At 70.9% G+C, this 20,306-nt stretch carries 16 protein-coding genes; 5 read left to right on the top strand and 11 right to left on the bottom strand.

All coding sequences use genetic code 11. The annotated features are described in order from the left end of the window. Positions 1-42 precede the first annotated feature (42 nt). From ACN26Z_RS15635 to ACN26Z_RS15585, 11 genes are all read right to left on the bottom strand, one after another. On the bottom strand, positions 43-2,838 hold the full coding sequence (locus ACN26Z_RS15635; protein ID WP_421461914.1) for a DEAD/DEAH box helicase: 2,796 nt from the start codon (positions 2,836-2,838) through the stop codon (positions 43-45). A gap of 144 nt (positions 2,839-2,982) precedes the next feature. Beyond that, a complete protein-coding gene (locus tag ACN26Z_RS15630) occupies positions 2,983-4,269 on the bottom strand; it encodes an IS256 family transposase (RefSeq protein ID WP_421460383.1) in 1,287 nt (428 codons plus the stop codon). A gap of 137 nt (positions 4,270-4,406) precedes the next feature. After that, positions 4,407-5,393, bottom strand: coding sequence for a zinc-dependent alcohol dehydrogenase family protein (locus ACN26Z_RS15625; protein ID WP_421461913.1), 987 nt, complete (start codon positions 5,391-5,393; stop codon positions 4,407-4,409). Further along, positions 5,390-6,232, bottom strand: coding sequence for a carbohydrate ABC transporter permease (locus ACN26Z_RS15620; protein WP_210823365.1), 843 nt, complete (start codon positions 6,230-6,232; stop codon positions 5,390-5,392). Before ACN26Z_RS15620 ends, ACN26Z_RS15625 begins: the two co-directional genes overlap by 4 nt. Continuing rightward, the gene (locus ACN26Z_RS15615) at positions 6,229-7,161 is read right to left on the bottom strand and encodes a carbohydrate ABC transporter permease (protein WP_421461912.1); all 933 of its coding nucleotides are present in this window, start codon (positions 7,159-7,161) and stop codon (positions 6,229-6,231) included. Before ACN26Z_RS15615 ends, ACN26Z_RS15620 begins: the two co-directional genes overlap by 4 nt. A gap of 56 nt (positions 7,162-7,217) precedes the next feature. Further along, complete coding sequence (locus ACN26Z_RS15610; RefSeq protein ID WP_421461911.1) at positions 7,218-8,585, bottom strand: ABC transporter substrate-binding protein; 1,368 nt, start codon at positions 8,583-8,585, stop codon at positions 7,218-7,220. 57 nt (positions 8,586-8,642) lie between these two features. Then, positions 8,643-9,404 (bottom strand): DeoR/GlpR family DNA-binding transcription regulator, encoded by a 762-nt coding sequence (locus ACN26Z_RS15605; protein ID WP_093402455.1) that lies wholly within the window; start codon positions 9,402-9,404, stop codon positions 8,643-8,645. 222 nt (positions 9,405-9,626) lie between these two features. Continuing rightward, positions 9,627-10,376, bottom strand: coding sequence for a hypothetical protein (locus ACN26Z_RS15600; RefSeq protein ID WP_421461910.1), 750 nt, complete (start codon positions 10,374-10,376; stop codon positions 9,627-9,629). After that, positions 10,366-10,884, bottom strand: a complete 519-nt coding sequence (locus ACN26Z_RS15595; protein ID WP_282238653.1) for a sigma-70 family RNA polymerase sigma factor — start codon at positions 10,882-10,884, stop codon at positions 10,366-10,368. Before ACN26Z_RS15595 ends, ACN26Z_RS15600 begins: the two co-directional genes overlap by 11 nt. A gap of 85 nt (positions 10,885-10,969) precedes the next feature. Beyond that, on the bottom strand, positions 10,970-11,638 hold the full coding sequence (locus tag ACN26Z_RS15590; RefSeq protein WP_421461909.1) for a hypothetical protein: 669 nt from the start codon (positions 11,636-11,638) through the stop codon (positions 10,970-10,972). 197 nt (positions 11,639-11,835) lie between these two features. Then, the gene (locus ACN26Z_RS15585) at positions 11,836-12,249 is read right to left on the bottom strand and encodes a hypothetical protein (protein WP_093402168.1); all 414 of its coding nucleotides are present in this window, start codon (positions 12,247-12,249) and stop codon (positions 11,836-11,838) included. A gap of 393 nt (positions 12,250-12,642) precedes the next feature. Between ACN26Z_RS15585 and ACN26Z_RS15580 the strand changes: the two genes are divergently transcribed. From ACN26Z_RS15580 to ACN26Z_RS15560, 5 genes are all read left to right on the top strand, one after another. Next, positions 12,643-12,996: a DUF4212 domain-containing protein gene (locus ACN26Z_RS15580; protein WP_093402167.1), complete on the top strand. Its 354-nt coding sequence runs from the start codon at positions 12,643-12,645 to the stop codon at positions 12,994-12,996. Continuing rightward, positions 12,993-14,678: a sodium:solute symporter family protein gene (locus tag ACN26Z_RS15575; RefSeq protein ID WP_421461908.1), complete on the top strand. Its 1,686-nt coding sequence runs from the start codon at positions 12,993-12,995 to the stop codon at positions 14,676-14,678. Before ACN26Z_RS15580 ends, ACN26Z_RS15575 begins: the two co-directional genes overlap by 4 nt. A 380-nt stretch (positions 14,679-15,058) precedes the next feature. Beyond that, complete coding sequence (locus tag ACN26Z_RS15570; protein ID WP_093402454.1) at positions 15,059-16,285, top strand: multidrug effflux MFS transporter; 1,227 nt, start codon at positions 15,059-15,061, stop codon at positions 16,283-16,285. A 53-nt stretch (positions 16,286-16,338) separates the two neighbouring features. Then, positions 16,339-17,676: an SWIM zinc finger family protein gene (locus tag ACN26Z_RS15565; RefSeq protein ID WP_421461906.1), complete on the top strand. Its 1,338-nt coding sequence runs from the start codon at positions 16,339-16,341 to the stop codon at positions 17,674-17,676. Then, on the top strand, positions 17,673-20,303 hold the full coding sequence (locus tag ACN26Z_RS15560) for a DUF6493 family protein (protein WP_421461905.1): 2,631 nt from the start codon (positions 17,673-17,675) through the stop codon (positions 20,301-20,303). Before ACN26Z_RS15565 ends, ACN26Z_RS15560 begins: the two co-directional genes overlap by 4 nt. Positions 20,304-20,306: the final 3 nt, after the last annotated feature.

Below are 20,306 nucleotides of genomic sequence, written 5' to 3'. Positions count from 1 at the left end.
ACCATCTGACGCCTTTGCTGCCACGGATCCTTCGGCGACGGGTTACGACGGCGCGTGCTGGGGCGGGAGCTCGGGTGCCGGGTCGAGGAGGCGTTGGCGCTCGGCCGCCACGACCTCTCGGACCAGTTCGGCCTCGGACAGGTCGACCGCCTCCGGGCTCGCGTCGGCCGTGTCGCTGACCCGGGCGAAGTCGTCGAAGATGCGTCGCTTGCCGGCCAACAGTTCGGTGATCCGCTGGTCGACGCCCTCCTCGGAGAGCAGCCGGTGGACCTGCACCGACTGGACCTGCCCCATCCGGTGTGCCCGGGCGATGGCCTGCGCCTCGGTGGTGGGTTTCAGCTGAGGTTCACAGAGGACGACGACGGAGGCGGACTGGATGTTGAGCCCGACGCCACCGGCCACGATCTGGGCCACCAGGACGGCCCCATGGCGGGCGGCCGAGAAGTCGTCCACCATCCGCTGCCGGTGGTTGGCGGGCACCGAACCGGTCAGCGGACCGAAGACCGGGCCGGGAAGGGTACGGGCGACCAGTTCGAGTACCTCCCGGAAGTGGGAGAAGACGATGACGCGGCGCTCGTTCTCCGCCGCCTCCCGGACGATCTCGACGAGGCGCTGCATCTTTGTGGACTCGGCGGCCTGAAGCATGGCCGCCTGGCGCATCCGCATGAAGTTTCCCCGCTCGACCGCCTCGCGGTAACGCGTGGTGTCCGCCGAGGACATCGGCAGCCACTCCTCGACCTCGATGAGTTCGGGCAGTTCGTCGAGCACGTCGTCCTGGTTGCGGCGCAGGTACGCGGGCGCGATCTGCCGCCGGAACCGCGCGGGTGACGGGTCGGTGGTGTCGACGGTGAGATCGGGGCGTACATAGCGGGCGAGGTTGCGGAACTCGTCGACCTTGTTCTCCAGCGGTGTACCGGTGAGCAGGATGGCCCGTTCGGCGCGCGCGACAATCTCCTTCGTCCTGATCGACCGCTGCGCCTGTGGGTTCTTGACGTAGTGCGCCTCGTCGACCACGACGCACGCCAGTTCGGGGACTTCCCGGAGTTGCGGCTCCCACCAGGCGAGGGTCTCGTACGTGGTGACCGCCACGCCCCCGTCCCGCAGCCAGGTACGGGCCGCGGCATCGCGTTCCGGGCCGTGCACCCGGTGTGGACGCAGCCTCGACTTGCCGCTGATCTCGCGGACCCAGTTGGTCACCACGGCGGCGGGACACACCACCAGGAAGTGAGTGCTTCCGCTGCTGCGCAGGTGCGCCAGTACCGCGAGCGCCTCGACTGTCTTGCCGAGGCCCATCTCGTCCCCGATGATGACCTTGCGCTGGACCAGGGCGAAGCGCGCCGCGAAGCTCTGGTAGCCGCGCAGCGAAGCGGTCAGGTGTGCGCCGTCGAGCACCTGGTCGCGTACCGCCTCGATGATCTCGTCCGGGAGGTCGCCGTGCGCGGCGTTCCCGTCGCCGCTGGCGAATCCCAGCTCGGAGAGCATCGCGAAGTAGTCGGCGGGGCGAGTGAGGAAGTCGTCCCAGGGGTCGGCACGCATGTTCCGCCGACCCGGTGCGGAGGATCTGCCGAGCAGCTCGGCTCGCCGTTTGACGATCTCGATGCTCTCGCAGAGGCCGCTGGCGGCGAGCCTTCGGGTCGGCACCACCAGCAGGTGAGTGGTGCTGCGGTCGATGGTGCCGCCCAGCGGCGCGAGTTCCGCGGCGCGTTCGAGATCGGCTGCCGCGCCACGCGTGCGCCGGCGCGCGTCCCACTCGGCGAGCCGCCGCAGCAGAAGAGTGGTCTCCGGGTGGCGGTGGTCGACGTCGATTCGGACCGGCGTCTCGTCGTAGGTGGTCTGCCAGAGGGTGCGGGCAGCTCCGATCAGGCGACGAGCCGAGGTCTCCCCGACACCCGGAAGCGCCTGAAGCGACGGGCCATGGTGCAGCACGTCCTGCACCGTGACGACTCCGGCGTCGGCCAGTGGCCCGAGGCGGAACCGGTCGCGGGTGACGGTTCGCAGCGCCTCCACCGGCATGTCTTGCAGGATGCGGTGCACCTCGGATTGTCTGACCTGCTCGCCCGCTTCACGGGCCGCCGACCGGTACGGGGCTTCACCGGCCACGACCTTGTCGATGGCGGCAAGTGCCGCCGGCAGCCCTCCGAAGACCGACCGGTCCACCAGCTCCGGCTCCGGACCGGTCCACCCGGCCGACTCCCGCTCCGGTCCGATCCGGCCGGTGGGCCCGCGCTCCCGCCCCGTCTGCTCGACAAGTTCGGGCTCCCGGCCGGTGCGCTCGGCGAGGAGCGCGAAGCGAAGGGACGGGTCGAGCAGGTCGCGGACGTCGTCCCGGACCGGGTCGGAAGCTGCGGTGGGGACGCCGAGGTACGCCAGGCGCTCGGGACCGCCAGTGGCGATGACCTGCGCGTGCCGGTCGCGGAGGAACATCGCGGCGGTGGCCGCTGACTGCTTCCTGGCTGGCCCGGCGAGGTGACGGCGTACGTCGAGCATGGGCGCGAGGTCGGCGACGGCGCGAGGAGCGTCATCGGTGAGCAGGCGCAGCAGGGCGTGGTCGGCGGCTGTCGTCGCGGGAAGCACGGCCCGCTCCTGGAGTCGCCGGACGGCGTCACGGTCGTTCGCCCGCAACGCGAGCACGCGCCACGCCCCCTGGCCGGAGCGATCGACCACAACGCTGCGGTCCCGCAATCCCATCTCGGCGCTGCTGGCCGCCTGCTGGACGCCCCGGTGCCAGTCCCGTACGTCCTGGGCGACTTGGCCCCACCGCCTGAAGTCCGCCACGAGCCGACGCAGCTCTACGCGCTCGGCCTTGTCCATCCGCACCCCGGCCCGGTACCCCGCCACCCACCCGAGCATGCCGCACAGCTGACCGCCATGCGGCAGCAACTTCCCCGACGTTGCTGCCTCGGGCGCCCTTGAGGGGACAACATCGCCGATGTTGCTGCTTCCTGGGGCCTGTCTCGCTAAGGGTGTTTCCGGCGATCTTGGTTAGTAGGTTTCAGCGGCTGGGAAGCGGTCGCTGAAGGTGATGGCGAAGGCGTTCAGGGCGGGTTTCCAGCGCATCGTCCATCGGGTTCTGCCTGCCCCGGTGGGGTCCAGGGATCGGGTCACCAGGTACAGACACTTCAACGCGGCCTGCTCGTTGGGGAAGTGGCCGCGGGCCTTGACCGCCCGCCGGTAGCGGGCGTTCAACGATTCGATCGCGTTGGTCGAGCAGATGACGGTGCGGATCTCCAGGTCGTAGTCGAGGAACGGGATGAACTCCGCCCACGCGTTGTCCCACAGCCGGATCACCGCCGGATACCGGCCGCCCCATTTCTCGGCCAGGTCGTCGAACGCGGCCCTCGCGGCGGTGGCGTTGACGGCGGTGTAGATCGGCTTGATATCGCGCTTCAGCTCATCCCAGTAGCGCCGCGAGGTGAGCCGGAAGGTGTTGCGGATCAGGTGGATCACGCACGTCTGCACGATCGTCTGCGGCCACACGTTCGTGACGACATCGGGCAGGCCCTTCAACCCGTCGCAGACCAGGAAGAACACGTCCTTCACGCCCCGGTTGCGCAGGTCGGTGAGCACGCTCATCCAGAACTTCGCGCCCTCACCACCCGAGCCGGCCCACAACCCGAGGATGTCCTTGTCCCCGTCGAGGGTGACCCCGATCGCGGCATAGAACGGCCTGTTCGCCACCTGCCCATCCCGCACCTTCACCACGATGGCGTCGATGAACACCGCCGCGTAGATCTCGTCCAGGGGCCGGTGGGACCAGTCGGTCATCTCCTCGATCACCTTGTCGGTGATCCGCGAGATCGTCTCCTTGGACACCGAAGCCCCGTAAATCTCGGTGAAGTGCGCCGAGATCTCCCCGGTGGTCAAACCCTTGGCATACAACGACAACACCACCTCATCGACGCCCGACAGGCGACGCTGCCGCTTGCGCACGATCTGCGGGGTGAACGTGCCCGCCCGGTCCCGCGGCACGTCGATCTGCACCGGTCCCGACGCGTCGGTCAACACCGTCTTCGACCGAGTGCCGTTGCGGATGTTGCCCGAGCCGGCGCCGTCGGGTTCGTGTTTGGCATAACCGAGATGCTCCGTCATCTCCTCGTTCAACGCGGTCTCCAGGACCGTCTTGGTCAACTGCTTCAACAGCCCGTCCGGACCCGTCAACGACAAGCCCTGCTCCTTCGCGGCCCGAACCAGCTCAGCGGCGGCTTTCGCCTCCGCCGACGGCTCGGGCCGCTTCTTCCGTCCGGTCTGGTCGTTCAGTGTCGCGGTCATCACGGCACCCTCCTCACCAGGCACAACGCCCGGCAGGTCAGGCCGGAAACACCTTTAGATCCACAGACCCGCTTCCTGTTCCCCGTCGGGGCGAGGGTCCCATTGGGTGGGTGGGTGGGTGGGGGGTGGGCGCAGGGTCAGGTGATGAGGAGCTTGCGGCCGATGCCGGCGCGGAACTGCGACATCGCGTCGGCGTAGGCGGCCAGGGGGAAGCGGTGGCTGATGAAGACCTGCGGGTCCAGCACGCCGGCCGCGAACAGCTCGGCGGCGCGGTCGAAGCTGTGCAGGACGGCCATCGAGCCGGTGACGGTGATCTCCTTGTTGTAGATGCGGTACGGCTCGACCGGCACCCGGGTGGCGTACTCGGAGACGCCGAACTGGAGGAAGGTGCCGGCGGGAGCCACCCGGGTCAGGCCGTCGGCGATCGCCGCCTCGACGCCGGTGCAGTCGATCACGACGTCCCAGCCGCGCGGGCGGTCCAGCTCGTCCGCATTGGCGGCGCTCGCCGAGCAGCCCAACTGGACGGCGGTTGCGAGGCGGTCGGGGTTCAGGTCGACCACGCTGACGGACGCCGCACCGCAGCGCTTCGCCAGCTCCAGCATCATCAGGCCCATGGTGCCGGCGCCGTAGATGAGATAGTGGTCGGCCAGCCGGCGGGGCAGCACGTCGAAGCCGCGTACCGCGCAGGAGAGCGGTTCGATGAGGGCGGCGTCAGCCGGGGCCACACCGGACGGCAGCACCACGCAGTTGCGTACCGGGGCGAGCGCGTACTCGGCCGCCCCACCGGAGACGGTGACCCCGATGGCGTTCCACCGTTCGCAGAGGTTGCCCCGGGCCCGGCGACACTGGTAGCACTCGCCGCAGTGCAGCGACGGGTCCACGGCGACCGGGTCGCCGACCCGCACCTCGGTGACGTCCCGCCCCACCGCGACCACCGTGCCGGCGAACTCGTGGCCCGGCACGATCGGGTACGCGGGCGCGAACTCGCCGTCCATGATGTGCAGATCGGTGCCGCAGATCCCGCACCCGGCGACCTCGACCACCACGTCCCGGGTGCCGGGCGTCGGGTCCGGCACCGACTCGACGCTGATCTGGCCCGGCTTGACGATGACTGCTGCCTTCACTTGACCGCCCCCATGGAGAGTCCTCGGACGAGTTGTTTCTGGGCGATCCAGCCAGCCAGCACGACCGGTAGCGACACGATTGTCGCCGCCGCGCAGAGCCGGGCCAGGAACAGCCCTTCGGACGTGATGAAGCCGACCAGGAAGATCGGCGAGGTGCCGGCCCGGGTGGCGGTCAGGTTGACCGCGAAGAAGAACTCGTTCCAGCTGAAGATGAAGCAGATCAGCGCGGTCGCGGCCAGGCCGGGCGCCACGATCGGTAGCAGGATCCGCCGGATGGTGACGAGCAGGTCGGCGCCGTCCATCGCCGCCGCCTCGATCAGCGCCGCCGGCACCTCCAGCAGGAACGACCGCATCATCCACACCGCGAGCGGAAGGTTCATGGCGGTGTAGAGCACGATCAGGGTCCAGACGTTGTCCAGCATGCCGAGGTCCTGCACCAGCAGGTAGATCGGCAGCAGCGCGGCGACCACCGGCAGCATCTTGGTGCTGATGAAGAAGAACAGCACGTCGCGCCAGCGTTCGACCGGCCGGATCGACAGCGCGTACGCCGCCGGGGTGGCCAGTACGAGCACCAGCAGGGTGGACAGCACACTGGCCATCACCGAGTTGAGCAGGTACGGGGTGATGTCCCGGTCGAAGACCTGCCGGTAGCCGTCAAGCACCGGGGTGAAGAACCAGGACGGCGGGTTGCTGGCGGCGTCGACCTCGCGTTTGAAGCCGGTGAGCACCATCCAGGCCACCGGCAGGAAGAACAACAGGCCGGCCAGCCACGCCAGCACGGTCCACGCGGCCCCGGTGCGGCCCGCGCTGCGCCGGGCCGGACTCGCGGTACGGGTCATCGTGCGTCCTCCATCCGGAACAGGCTGGAGATCACCCGCAGCGCGAAGGTGGCGACGATGATGGTGCCGATCACCACCACGACGCCGGCCGCGGCGGCCTCGCCGTACTCGAACTTGCGGAAGGTGGTCAGGTAGATCTCGTACGGCAGGTTGGTGGTGGCCCGACCTGGGCCGCCCTGGGTGATGGTGAAGACCGCGTCGAAGGTCTGCACCAGGTAGATGGAGCCGAGCAGGGCACCCAGTTCCAGGTAGGGCCGCAGGTAGGGCAGGGTGATCCGGGTGAAGGTCTGCCACGGGCCGGCGCCGTCGACCCGGGCCGCCTCCAGCGTCTCCAGGGACTGGCTCTGCAGGCCGGCCAGGATGATCAGCATCATGAACGGGGTCCACTGCCAGACCAGCGCGGCGACCACGGAGACCATCGGGTACTGCGACACCCAGTCGGTGCTGCCGCCGAGGATGCCGTTGATCAGGCCGTAGGACGGGTTGTATATCGCGTGTTTCCACAGCAGCGCCGCCGCCATCGGCATCACCAGGAACGGGGTGATGAGCAGGGTGCGGACGATCCCCCGGCCGGGGAACTTGCGGTCGAGCAGGATGGCCAGGCCGAGGCCGAGCAGCACGGAGGCGATCACCGACGAGGCGGTGAGCACCACCGTGTTGAGCAGCGCGGCACGCAGTCGACCGTCGGTGAGCACGGTCGCGTAGTTCGCCAGGCCGATGAACTCGCGGCTGCCCGGCCGCAGCGCGTTCCAGCTCTGGGTGGACAGGTAGAGGGTGAACAGGAAGGGCAGTTGCGTCACCACGATGGCGAAGACCAGGGCGGGCAGCAGCGGGGCCCGACGGGTCCAACGGTGCCGCCGGTCGCCACGGGTGGGACGGACGGTGGGACGCGGTGGGGCGTCCGCACCGGTGGTGCTGGTGGTGGTCATCGATCCGCCTCGGGGGCAGGGCCGGGGCCGGTCGGTCGACCGGCCCCGGCGGGCGGCTACCGGTGGTTGCTGGCGGCTTCCTCGGCCAACCGCTGGCCGTCGGCGAGCGCCTGGTCGACGGTGGTCTGGCCGGCGATGGCGGCCGACACCTCCTGCGACACCTTCGTGCCCAGGTCGGCGAACTCGGGGATGCCGACGAACTGCACGCCGAGGGCGGGGCGCGGTTGCACCCCGGGGCTGACCGGGTCGGCCTCCTGGATGGACTTGAGCGTGATGTCGGCGAACGCCTCGGCGGACTGCCGGTACTCGGCGATCTCGTAGGTGGACTGACGCTTGCCCGCCGGCACCCGGGACCAGCCGAGTGACGAGCCGACCAGCTTCTCGTACTCCTTGCCGGTGGCCCAGGAGATGAACTTCCAGGCGGCGTCGGCGTTCTTCGTGGTCTTCGGCATGGCCAGGGCCCACGCCCACAGCCAGCCGGAGGATTCGGTCTTGTCGACCGGCGCGTACGCGTAGCCGACCTTGCCGGCGACGGTGCTGGCGTTGGCGTCCTCCAGGGTGCCGGCGGCGGAGGTGGCGTCGTACCACATGGCCGCCTTGCCCTGCCCGAAGGTGTTCAGGCACTCGGTGAAGCCGGACTGCGGCGCGCCGGGCTGGCCGTGTTCGCGCAGCAGGTCGACGTAGAACTTCGTCGCCTCGGTGAACTCGGGTGCGTTGACCTTCGGCGTCCAGTCCTGCTCGAACCAGGTGCCACCGAAGGTGTTCACCACGGTGGTCAGCGGGGCGAACAGCTCACCCCAGCCGGGCAGCCCGCGCAGGCAGATGCCGGAGACGCCGGCCGCGTCGTCGTCGAGCCGTTCGGCGAACTCGGCCACCTGCTGCCAGGTCGGCCGCTCCGGCATGGTCAGGCCCTCGGCGGCGAAGAGTTCCTTGTTGTACATCAGGAACGACGACTCGCCGTAGAACGGGGCGGCGTAGAGCTTCCCGTCGGTGCCGGAGAGCGAGGCGACCATCGGCTCCAGCAGGTCACCCTTGTCGTACGCGGTGTCGGCGTCCGCGTACGAGCTGAGTTCGTGCAGCCAGTCGTTCTGCGCCCAGATCGGCGCCTCGTACGCCCCGATCGTCGCCACGTCGTACTGGCCGCCCTGGGTGGCGACGTCCTGGGTGACCCGGTCGCGCAGCTCGTTCTCCGGCAGGATCGTGAACCGCACCTCGATTCCGGTGTCCTTGGTGAAGTTGTCGGCGGTGACCTTCGCCAGGTCCTCCATCTGCGGGTTGCCGACCATCAGCACGGTGATGGCGGTGCCGTCGCTTGAGGAACCACCGCCCGCTCCGGAACAGGCGGTCGAGACCAACGTGACGGCGAGGACGGCGGCGAGCGCGGCCGGCCCACGCCGTCGACGAGGAGTTCGTGTTTCAGGCACAGCGAACCTCCATGGTGGGGTGTGGTGGTGAGGGAAAGGTGGGTCGGACGGCGGCGCTCAGACGCGCAGCACCACCGGGCCGAGCAGTGAGTAGCGGTGCGCCTCGGACGCCGGCAGGGCCGTGTCCGTGACGATGGTGTCGACGTCCGCGACGTCGGCGAAGCGGCAGAAGCTGTGCCCACCGAACTTGGTGTGCACCCCGGCGAACACCACCCGCCGGGACACCGACATCACCTGGGCCTTGACGGCGGCCACCGCCGGGTCGGGCGTGGTCAGCCCGTGCTCGCGGGAGATGCCGTTGGCCCCGACGTAGGCCAGGTCGATGACGAATCCGGCAAGCATGCGGGTGGCCCAGTGGTCGACGGTGGCCAAGGTCCGGCCACGGACCCGGCCGCCGAGCAACAGCACGGTGAGGCTCGGGTACGCGGCCAGCGCCGCAGCGGTGTGCAGGGAGGCGGTCACCACCGTCAGTGGGCGGTGGGTGGGCAGCGCCTCGGCGATCAGTTGCGGGGTGTAGCCCTCGTCGATGAAGACCGACTCGGCGTCGCCGAGGTGTTCCACCGCCGCGGCGGCGATCCGTCGCTTCTCCACGACCATCCGGGTGGCCCGGGTCTCCAGGGTCGTCTCGAAGCGGGCCGTCTCCACCGGGTACGCCCCGCCGTGGGTGCGGCGCACCAGCCCCTGCTGGGCCAGCAGGCTCAGGTCGCGTCGGACGGTTTCCGGCGCCACGCCCAGGTCGGCGGCGAGCTTACGCACGTCGACGTCACCCTGACGGCGAGCCAAGGTGAGGATGTGCTGCCGGCGCTGGGTCGGGTCCACCTGCACACCTCCGTTCGGCTCGGGTGCTTTTTTGTAACACCGATGAACGGCAGGTGACCCCGGTCACCTGCCGTTCAATCCAGTGGATTTGGTGACCGGCTTCCACCGCCGAACGGGCAGCCCATAACCGTCACCGCCGGCAAACCGCCACAAATACCTTGCCCGTTTCGTGGCACGGCCTGCCCGACCGGTACCCGCGCTGCCCGCTCGGGCAGGGACCGGTCATCCCGGTGCCGCTCCGTTGTCGACCAGCCGGAACCGCGTGGTCAGTGGTGCGTCGCCCAACTCCTCCAGGATCAGGCCACGGGTCGGCGAGTTCTGCAGGTACGCCGACTGGCTGCTGATCGCGTACGTCGGCGCACCGCCGCGTTGCCCGTCCCGGACGATGGTGAACTGCTGCCTCGGTTCCTCCGGCGCACAGGTGGCCGCCACCACCCGCAGCGGCTGGCTGCCCGACGACCGCACCTCCCAGCAACTGTCGGTCGGTTCGCCGCCCCGCTCGGCGGCCCGGACCAGATAGGTGCCGGGTCCCTGCGGTGTGACCACGAACAGCTGGCGGCCCTCGTCGCCGTCGACCTCGGCGAGGCGACCGTCGGCGAGCAGGGAGAGCCCGCCGCTCTGCTCGGCCGCCCGGACGATCGTCACCTGCCGCCGCCCCGACAGCAGCGGATCGTTGCTCGGCGAACCGGACGTGCCGGCCGCGTCGGGAGTCGCCGACGCGGCAGCCGGCGGTGTCGTCGGGCCGGCCGGGCCGACGGGGAGGGAGTCCGAGCCCCCGGTGGGACGGGCCAGGACCGCGCCGGCACCGAGCAGACCGACGAGTACGACGCCCAGGGCGGCGGAAGCGGTCCGTCGGCGGCGGCGACGGGTGTCGCCCCGACGTCGGATGTCGACGGCGGCCGGCACCCTTCCCTGCCGGCCGTGCCCGGCCAACGCGCGCAGGGCCTCGTCGAGACGCGGCTCAGGACCCATGACTGCCTCCCCCGCCGGTGGTCTCGTATGCGTCGTCGCTCAGGTGCGCGGCGAGGGCCCGGCGTCCCCGGGCGAGCCGTGTCTTGACGGTGTTCACGTTGCTGCCGATCTCCGCCGCGATCTCGGTCACACTCAGCCCGACCAGGTGGTGCAGGACCACCACCCGCCGCTGGTCGGCGGAGATGCGTCGCAGCGCCGACACCACCGCCACGTGATCGACCGAGGTCGGCTCGACCTGATGGCCGGCCATCTCCCGGCGGTGGGCACGGAGCCGGTTCACCGTCTTGCGCCAGGCGCTCACCGCGATCCGGTACGCGACCCGGCGCACCCACGCCTCCGGGCTGTCGCACTCCCGTACCGACGCCCAGCGGTCCCAGGCTCTGGCGTACGCCTCCGCCACCGCGTCCTCGGCCTCGGCCCGGCTGCCGGTCATCGCCGCCAGGTGGCCCAGCACCCGCTGCGCCGACGCCGAGTAGAAGGCGTCGAACTCCTCAGCGTCGCGTTTCACTCACGTTCCCACCCGTACTGTCGCTGCTTGTCGTGGCCTGGCGGTCACGCCCCCGGGACCGGTGCCCGGGGGGCGTGACCACGCCCTACCTCCGGGGTGCCGGTCCGGTGTCGGTGAACCGGAAGCTACTCGCCGGCGGGGCATCCCCCAACTCCTCCATGATCAGGCCGGAACGTGCGGAGTTCCGCAGGTAGGCCCACCGGTTGCTGATCAGGTACTCGCGGGGACCACCGTCGGCCACGGCGGTGATCTCGAAACGCTGGGCGGGGTCGTCGGCCCGGCAGACGGCGCCCCGTACGTGGAGCGGCCGGGTGTCGCCCGGGTTGCGCACCTGCCAGCAGACCGGCTGCCCGGTGCCGCCACCGTGGTACGCCTTGACGAGGAACTGTCCCGAACCCACCGGCGTCGGTACGAACACCTGTCGGCCCCGGTCGTCGTCCACCTCGGCCAACCGGCCGCCGTCGAGCAGTGCCAGCCCCGACTCGAAGGCACCCACCCGGACCATGGTGATCCGACGCTTGCCGGACAGCAGCGGGTCCGCCGCCACCGTGGGCGGTGGCGTTGCTGCCACCCCCGACGGGGCGTCCACGGGCGGCGGCGTCCGTCCCGCTGCCACCCCCGCCGGAGCGTCCACGGGCGTCGCCGCCTCGCGCGCCGGCCCGTCGCCGGAGGCCGGACCCATGGTGTATACCGCGACGGCGGTGCCGGTCAGCACCACCAGGCCCGCAGCGGCGAGCCACCTACCCAGCGACACGATTCCTCCCGAGCTGGTCGGCACCGGGGCCAGCCGCCGGGTGGCGGGTGATCCTCGGTCGATTCAGCGGGATGACGCGTACCGGCGGCGGAAGGTTTCACGGCTCGGCCGGATCTCTCACCTCAGACTCGGCGCGGCCGACAGGCTGGGGCCCGGCGCGGCCGGCGGGGCACCTGTCGGCGCGGCGCGGTCGGCCGTCAGCTCAGTTTGACCAGGCGCATGCCGGTGCGGATCAGGACCACCGCGCCACCTGCGGCCATGACCAGGCCGACGCCCGGCATCAGTTGCCCCCAGGCACCGGTGCTGGCGCTGAGGCTGATCAGACGGGCCACCTGCCATCCGACGATCGCGGCGACGACCAACCCGGGGATCAGGCTGTGCGCGATGGCCACCTTGCGGTACGGCAGCAGGGCACCGGCGACGGCCAGGAACGCCATGCTCAACGTCCAGAGACCGGGACCGGCCGCGCCGGAGAGCGAACCGAACGGCGTGATGACCCAGGGCAGCAGCGAGCCGACAAGCGCGAGCACGCCGCCGACGATCATGCCGAGACTGCCGGCGTGGAAAACGCGCCGGCGAACCGGGGCGGCGGTGGATGCGGTGTCGGCCATGTCCGGATGCTAGGCGCTCCACACCGTTGATCGACCGGGCCGATCGGTGAGCGGTCGGGCGGGGTCGGTGGGCGGACGGACCGGGCCCGCGAAAACCGCGAAACGGGACGATTTCGCGCTCCGGTCCGCCCCACTCGACCGTTCGCGGGGTCCAACGGACCGCTCAGCGACCCGAGGCCGCACCTGACGGATCAACTCTTGCCTGGCCAGGCTGCATCACGTTCGCTTCCCAGACCAAAGGTGTGACCGACCGCACAACCACGTCGAGCAGTACGGCGACGCGGCTGGGCGGGTCGGGCCACGGCACCAGCACCGCGTCACCACCAACCGGGCGCCGTGTCGCAGGCCCCTCGCCGGATCTACCGGTTCCATACCGACTAGGAGGCTCCAGACATGACCGAGGTAACCCCCGATAAGGAGACCCGTGGCGGTGAACCGCCACCGGCGGCACCACCACCGGCTTCCCCGCCGGACAACAGCTGGCGCAAAGAGTACTGGAGCCGCAATCTGCGGCTCATGGTGATTCTCCTGGCCATCTGGTTCGTCGTCTCGTTCGGCTTCGGAATCCTGCTCGTCGAACCGCTCAACAACATCGTCATCGCCGGATTCCCGCTCGGGTTCTGGTTCGCCCAGCAGGGATCGATCTACGTCTTCGTGATTCTGATTTTCGTGTACGCGAAGATGATGGATCGCCTCGACAACCAGTTCGGTGTTGACGAGCAGGAGACCGAGGGGGCTGGCAAATGAGTCAGATCCAGATCTGGACCCTCGTCTTCATCGTCGGCTCGTTCGCCGTCTACCTCTACATCGCCTGGCGCAGCCGGGTGAAGGAGACCGCCGGCTTCTACGTCGCCGGCCAGGGCATCCCCACCATCGCCAACGGTGCGGCCGTGGCCGCCGACTGGATGTCGGCGGCGTCGTTCATCTCGATGGCCGGCCTGATCGCCTTCCTCGGCTCCGACGGCACCATCTACCTGATGGGCTGGACCGGCGGCTATGTGCTGCTGGCCCTGCTGATCGCCCCCTACCTGCGTAAGTGGGGCAAGTTCACGGTGCCCGAGTTCGTCGGTGACCGGTACTCGGAAACCGTGCGCACCATCGCCGCGGTGGCCGCGATCATCATTTCCTTCACCTACGTGGTCGGGCAGATGCGCGGTGGCGGCATCGTCTTCAGCCGGTTCCTGAAGCTGGACGTGACCCAGGGCGTCATCCTCGCCGCCGTGATCATCGGCTTGTACGCGGTGCTCGGCGGCATGAAGGGCATCACCTGGACCCAGGTGGCGCAGTACACGGTGCTGATCGTCGCCTATCTGATTCCCGCCTTCGCGGTGGCGCAGCAGATGACCGGATTTCCGGTCCCGCAGGTGTCGTTCGGGCAGATCCTCGCCGAACTCGACGCGATCAGCGTCGAGATGGGCTTGAACCAGTACACCGAGGCGTTCGCGGCCCGGCCACAGATCGACGTGTTCCTGGTGACGATGGCGCTGATGATCGGCACCGCCGGTCTACCGCACGTCATCGTCCGGTTCTACACGACGAAGACCGTACGCGGTGCCCGCTACTCGGCGTTCTGGGCGCTGTTCTTCATCGCCCTGCTCTACACCACCGCCCCGGCGGTGGGCGCCTTCACCAAGCTGAACCTGCTCCAGGACGTCAACGGCGTCTCGGCCAACGCCCTGCCCAGCTGGATCGAGAACTGGGCGGCGACCGGGCTGGTCACGGTCAGCGACGGCGCGACGACCATCAACACGGTAAGCAACAGCCCGACCTCCGGCGCCGACCTGATCGTCAACAACGACATCCTGGTCCTCGCCAGTCCCGAGATCGCCGGCCTGCCGGCACCGATCGTGGGTCTGGTGGCGGCCGGCGGCATGGCCGCCGCGATGTCCACGGCAGCCGGCCTGCTGCTGGTGATCTCGTCGTCGTTCTCGCACGACCTGTACTTCCGCCGGGTCAAGCGCGACTCCACCGACCAGCAGCGACTGCTCGCCGGCCGGATCGCCATGGGCCTCGCGGTGCTGGTCGCCATCTACGCCGGCATCAACCCGCCGGCGTTCGTGGCGCAGGTGGTCGCCTTCGCCTTCGGCCTGGCGGCGTCGACCTTCTTCCCGGCCATCGTGCTTGGCATCTTCTGGAAACGATGTAATGCCACCGGCGCGGCGGCCGGCATGGTGACCGGCCTGGTCTTCACCGCCAGCTACATGATCTACACGCTGCCGGTGTTCGGCACCGCGGCCAACCCGCACATCTTCGACATCAGCCCGGAGGGCATCGGCACCATCGGCGCGATCGTCAACTTCGTCGTCACCATCGTGGTGTCGAAGATGACGGCGCCACCGCCGGACGAGATCGTCGAGATGGTGGAGAGCATCCGCTACCCGGCCGCCCGGCGGGAGGTGACCGCCGGCACCGCCGCCGACGCCGCCTGACCCACCTTCCTGTCGAGAACCACCGGTCGCCGGTCCCACCATCGATGTTGGGGCCGGCGACCGGCCCGTTCCGGAGGACCTGGGTCCGCTCAAGATCCGCGCAACATCGGGGAACCTGCTGCCTCAGCCCGGCCGGAGGCAGCAGGTTCCCCGATGTTGTCCCCCTCGGCCGGTGTCGCCGTCAGGAGGGGCGTGCTGGGGGCGGTGGGATGTGTGAGGTGTGTTACCGGTGTTGTGGGGAATCAGGTCGGCGGCTGCGGGTTGCAGCCAGGTATGACCGTCGCACCACGATCCGCCCCGGCTCCGGTCCGGCGGGAGACCTTCCGGTGAGCGCCGTCGACACCGCCGCTCCGCCGTCCGCGCTGATGCCGGGCGACCTGATGAGCCGTCGCCAGCGCCTCCGCCTCATTCTCGTCCTCGGCTCGCTGATCGCGGTGGGCCCGCTCACCATCGACATGTACCTTCCGGCGTTGCCCTCGATCGTCGACGACTTCGGCACCACCTCGGCGGCGGTCCAGCTGACGCTCACCGGCACCCTGATCGGCCTCGCCCTCGGACAACTGCTGATCGGTCCGCTCTCCGACGCCGTCGGCCGGCGGACACCGCTGATCGCCGGTACCGCACTGCACATCGTGGCGTCCGTGAGCTGCGCCCTCGCCCCGAACATCACAGTGCTCGGCGCACTGCGGGTGGTCCAGGGCCTGGGCGCGGCGGCGGCTGCCGTGATCGCCATGGCCGTGGTCCGCGACCTGTTCAGCGGCGCGGCCTTCGCTCAACTGCTGTCCCGCCTGTTGCTCGTGATGGGCGCCGCTCCGATCCTCGCGCCGACCCTCGGCAGCGAACTGCTGCGGTGGACCCAGTGGCGTGGCGTGTTCGCCGCCCTCGCGGTCTTCGGCGTACTGCTGCTGCTGATCGCGATGCTGGGCCTGCCGGAGACGCTGCCACCGCTGCGGCGTCAACGCGGTGGGGTGCTGCCCACCGTCCGGCTCTACGGCGCACTGCTGCGTGACCGCGCCTTCGTCGGGCTGGTGCTGGTGGCCGGGCTGGCCATGGCGGCTCTGTTCGCCTACGTCGGCGGCTCATCGTTCGTCCTGCAGGAGCGGTACGGGCTCGACGAGCAGCAGTTCGGGCTGGCCTTCGGCGCCGGGGCGGTGGGGCTGATCGCGGCCACCCAGGGCAACGTACGGCTGCTGCGTCGCTGGTCCCCGCAACGGATCCTGGTGACCGCCCTGATCGTGGGCTCCGCCGCCAGCGTGCTGCTGCTCGGCCTCGCCGCGACCGGGATCGGCGGCCTGCCGGCCCTGCTCGCGTCGCTCTGGGTGGTGCTCGCGGCGGCCGGCCTGGCGCTGCCGAACGCTCCCGCGCTGGCCCTGACCCGACACGGCGAGGCGGCCGGCACCGCCTCCGCTCTGCTCGGCGCGGTGCAGTTTGGCATCGGGGCGGTGGCCGCTCCGCTGGTGGGCGTGCTCGGCACCGGTGCCGTGGCGATGGCCCTGGTGATCGCCGGCGGAATGGTCTCGGCCCTGCTCGTGCTCGTCGTGGTGGTCCGCCCCGGCCAGCTGGCCGTGCCGGAGCCGGTGGAGGCGATGGCAGTCGCCGCCCACTGAGGACTCCCGGCACGGCGCTGCGGTGTCGGTGGGTTGCACTACCGTGCGGCGGCGTGAGCGTAGTCCAGACATACCGGTATCTCGCCCCCTCCACCCTCGCGCAGCGATCACTCGCCCTGCAGACCAGCGGCGGTCCCGCGCCGAATCCCCGCTTCTTCACCGGTTTTCTCACCACTGGGCAGGCAGCCGCGGTGGGTCTGCTGGCGGTGGCCGAGGTGGCCCGCACCCGCTACCACCGGCCGGTCAGCCCGGCCAGCCTCGACCCGGTGGTCACCGGCAGCCGCGACCGGCTCCGCTTCGAATCATTCTCCGGCTGCTGCGGGGTGTACGCGCGGCTCGACGTGCTGCCCACCGGGCTCGACGGTGACGTGTCCGAGCACGGCACCACGAACGTCGACGTGAACACCCCGCTGCGCGAGGCACTGGCCCGGGTCGGTGGTCTGGATCCGCTGCACCTGTCGGTCGGTCCCGACGATCTCACCGTCTCCACACTGGACGGTGCGGTGGTGGAGAAGAAGGTGCCGCTGCCGGCGCGCTGGCTGCGCGGCTTCGCCGAGGTCCAGGTCCTCGCGGCCCGCTTCGAGCCTCGGGCGGAGCTGCCGGCCGCCGAGGCCAGCGCCTTCCTGCGCCGGCTACCCAGGGGCAGCGAACGGTCGGTGCTCTGGGTGGTACCGGCCGGCCGGTCCCTGCGGCTGACCTCCCGACCCGTTCCCGGAGCGGTCTGCCTGGCCGGGGCCGGCCGACTGGTCGCGCTGCAACCGATGCTGCGCTTCGCGAAAACCCTCCGGGTGTACGGGCCGACGGTGGCTCCCGGCGCCGCTCCGGCCCCGAGCGTCTGGGACCTGGACACCGGCGCGCTGCGGCTGTCGCTGACCCTCTCCCCCGAGCCGTACCGGGGTTTCTCCGGCGAGGGGGCCGCTCTCGCCGCGCTCGCCGGAGACGATGTCGTCGACGACGCCGACCTCATCTCCGCTCTGCTCTCCTGGGATCCGACCATCGAGCCCGACCGGCTGGCCGAGCAGGCCGGCATCGACGCGGAGCGGGTCCGGGGCGCACTGGCCCAGCTCGGCACCGCCGGTCGGGTCGGCTACGACGTGGCCGAGGCGGCGTACTTCCACCGGGTGATGCCGTACGACGCCGGCCGGGCCGAGCGGGACAACCCCCGGTTGGTCGGTGCGCGGGCGTTGCTCGACGCCGAGGCGGTGCAGCTCGACGGCACGGCAGCGACGGTACGCAGCGGGGACCAGGTGTACCGGGTCCGCCAGCTCCCCGACGGCGGGCTGACCTGCACCTGCCCCTGGTGGGCGAAACACCGGGGGCAACGCGGGCCGTGCCGGCACGCCCTGGCCACCCGGATGCTCGCCGCCGAGCGGGTCGAGGAGCGGGTGTGACGCGGCCGGTGCAGAGCACCGTACGTCGTCGGCGGGAGTTGGCGGCCGGCGGCACGAGCGACCTGTTTGACCTGGTGAGCAGCGGTGACGCCGATTCGGTCGCGGCGGCGCTGGAGGGCTTGCCGGAGCAGCGCCGCCGGGAGATCGGCGTGGAGTTGACCGCCTGGTTCAAGCAGCACCGGGACAACTGGTGGGCGGCCGGCACCGGGACCGCCCTGGCGGCCGCCGTGGTCGGCTGCCTGCCCACCGCAGCTCAGGCCGCGGCGATCCTCGGTCGTCCCTCGGTGAACCCGCACGGTCGGCGCGCGGCCGAGCTGATCCGTCGAACAGCGCAGGAGCGGGGTGTCGACTGGCTCGTCGACCTGGCCCACCGGATCGCCGCTCGGTTCCGTCAGGACACCTGGGTGGGCCGGTGGCATTTCATCGCCGCGCTGCTGCACGCCGAGGGGGGCGCGCCACCCACCGACGACCGGTGCGTGCAGCTGTGGTTGACCGGGGTCGAGGCCCCCGACCGGTTCCACCAGGGCCAGCCGGCGCCGGTGGTCGACCGGCTGCGCGACGATCCGTTCCTGGCCGCCATGCTGCCCCGGCTGTTCGAGGTGGATGGCATCGGCGTGCAGATGATGTTCGTCGCCCCCCACGACAACTGGGACGAGCACGGTCAGCCCGCCCTGCCGGCCGCCCTGGCCCAGCTCGCTACCGAGGGGGTGGTCGACCGGATGATGCTGCTCGACGGTTCGATCAGTCGGCTGCTGCGCGGCGACCGGCCCGCCGCGCTGCGCGCCTTCACCACCCTGCTCGACCAGCTCGCGCCGACCCCCGCCGAGGTCACCGACCGGGTCACCGATTATCTGCGGCTGCTCGTCGACGCTCCCGCGCCGGTGGCCACCATGGCCCAGAAGGCGCTGCGGAAACTGCCCGAGCTGGAGCTGGAGCCGATCCTCGACGCCGCCCGGCAGATGCTCACGCGACCCGACAAGACACTCGTCAGGACCCAGCTCACCTGGCTCGACCAACTTGCCCGCCAGCACCGGGACCGGGCCGCCGAGATCGGCGAGGTGATCGCGGTGGCCGCCGACCATCCGGCGGTGGAGCTGCGGGAGCGGGCGGCGGCTCTGGCGGCCCGACACGGTGTCGAGCCGGCACCGTTCATCCCGGCGCTGACCCGGCCACGCGGCGACGACCTGTCCCCGCCCGCGCCGCCCGCACCGGCCTCCGACCCGATCAACGACGTGGACGAGTTGACCGAGGAGGTCGCCGCCCTGCTGGGCGCGCCGTACGAAGGGGCACCCCTGGAGCGGATCCTCGACGGGCTGGTCCGGCTCGCCGCAGCCGACGGGCCCCGGGTACGCGCCGCACTCGACCCGGTGATCGAGCGGCGGCACTGGTCGTGGGCGAACGAGCACCGCTGGGATCCACTCTGTCTCTGCGAGACGGTGGTCGAGGTGTTTCGCAGCGCCGGTGTCGGCCACACCGACCGGCGGCGGGAGCGGTGGGAGAAACTGCTGAAGGCGGTGCACCGACCCGACGCGGTGCCGGAGCTGGCGGTCACCGATCCCAAGGTGCCGCCGATCCACCGGCTGTTGCGTGCCCGGCTGGCCGAGATCGGCGCGTACCTCGACGAGCCGGGACAGTCCGGCCTGCTGGCACTGCCCACCTCGACCAACGGTCTGCTCGACCCGATGGCCCTCCTGGAACGGCTCACCGCGCTGGGTCACCGGGAGCCGGGCCACTGGGATCTCACCCAGGCGCTGCTGCGGTTGCCAGCCGACGTCGACGAGTCAGTCGCCGCGAAGGCGGCGGCGCTCGGCACCGCAGCCGGCCAACGGCTCGCCGGCTGGCTACGCGACGGCGGCCTGCCGCAGCCGGTCATCCGGTCCCGCACCGTCACCCGAGACCCGCGCCGGGGCAACCGCCACTGGGAGTGGGCGTACATGCCGGCCGAGCGCATCCTGGTCGAGCTGGCACCACCCACCGGCACGATCGACCGCTACGGGCTGCTCACCGCGCCGGCCACCCCGCTCGGCGGCGACCACTCCGGCTGGGTGCACCTGTGGCCGTCGCTGCTGCCCAGCCACAAAGGCGCGGTCACCGCGTACGCTCTGCCGCTGGTCGCCGGTGCCGCGGACATGGACGAGCGCGGCGGCGCGACGGTGCTGCCCCTGCTCGCGGAGGTCGGTGGCCCGGGCGGGGTGGCTCTCGACCTGGCGGTGGCCTACGGGCTCGCTGCCCGGCACGGCCCGGACCGGGTGGCGACGGTGGACGCGCTGCTCGCCCTCGCCGCCGCCGGTGACTTCGACGCCGCCGGCACCGGGGAGCAGCTCGGCACGCTGGCCGCCCGGCAACTGGTGAAGCTGTCCCGGGTCGTCGAACCGCTGCGCGACGCCGCGCAGGCTGGCGCGCCGCTGACCGTGTGGCGGCTGCTGGCCGCCGCGCTTCCGGCGGTGCTGGCCGCGCCCACGCCACCGCGTGGCGTACCGGATCTGCTGACCCTGGCAGCGGAGACGGCCACCACGACGGGCGTCCGGATCGACGTGCCCGGCCTGGCCGACCTCGCCGGGCGGAGCGGCTCCAGCCGCGTGGTCACCGAAGCCCGCCGCCTGCACAAGGCCCTGTCCGAGACCTGACGC

It is taken from the genome of Verrucosispora sp. WMMD703 (genome assembly GCF_049178935.1).
Lineage (GTDB): Bacteria > Actinomycetota > Actinomycetes > Mycobacteriales > Micromonosporaceae > Micromonospora > Micromonospora sediminimaris.
The sequence above is the reverse complement of the archived record's forward strand: the minus strand, read 5'-3'. Positions and strand labels throughout refer to the sequence as shown.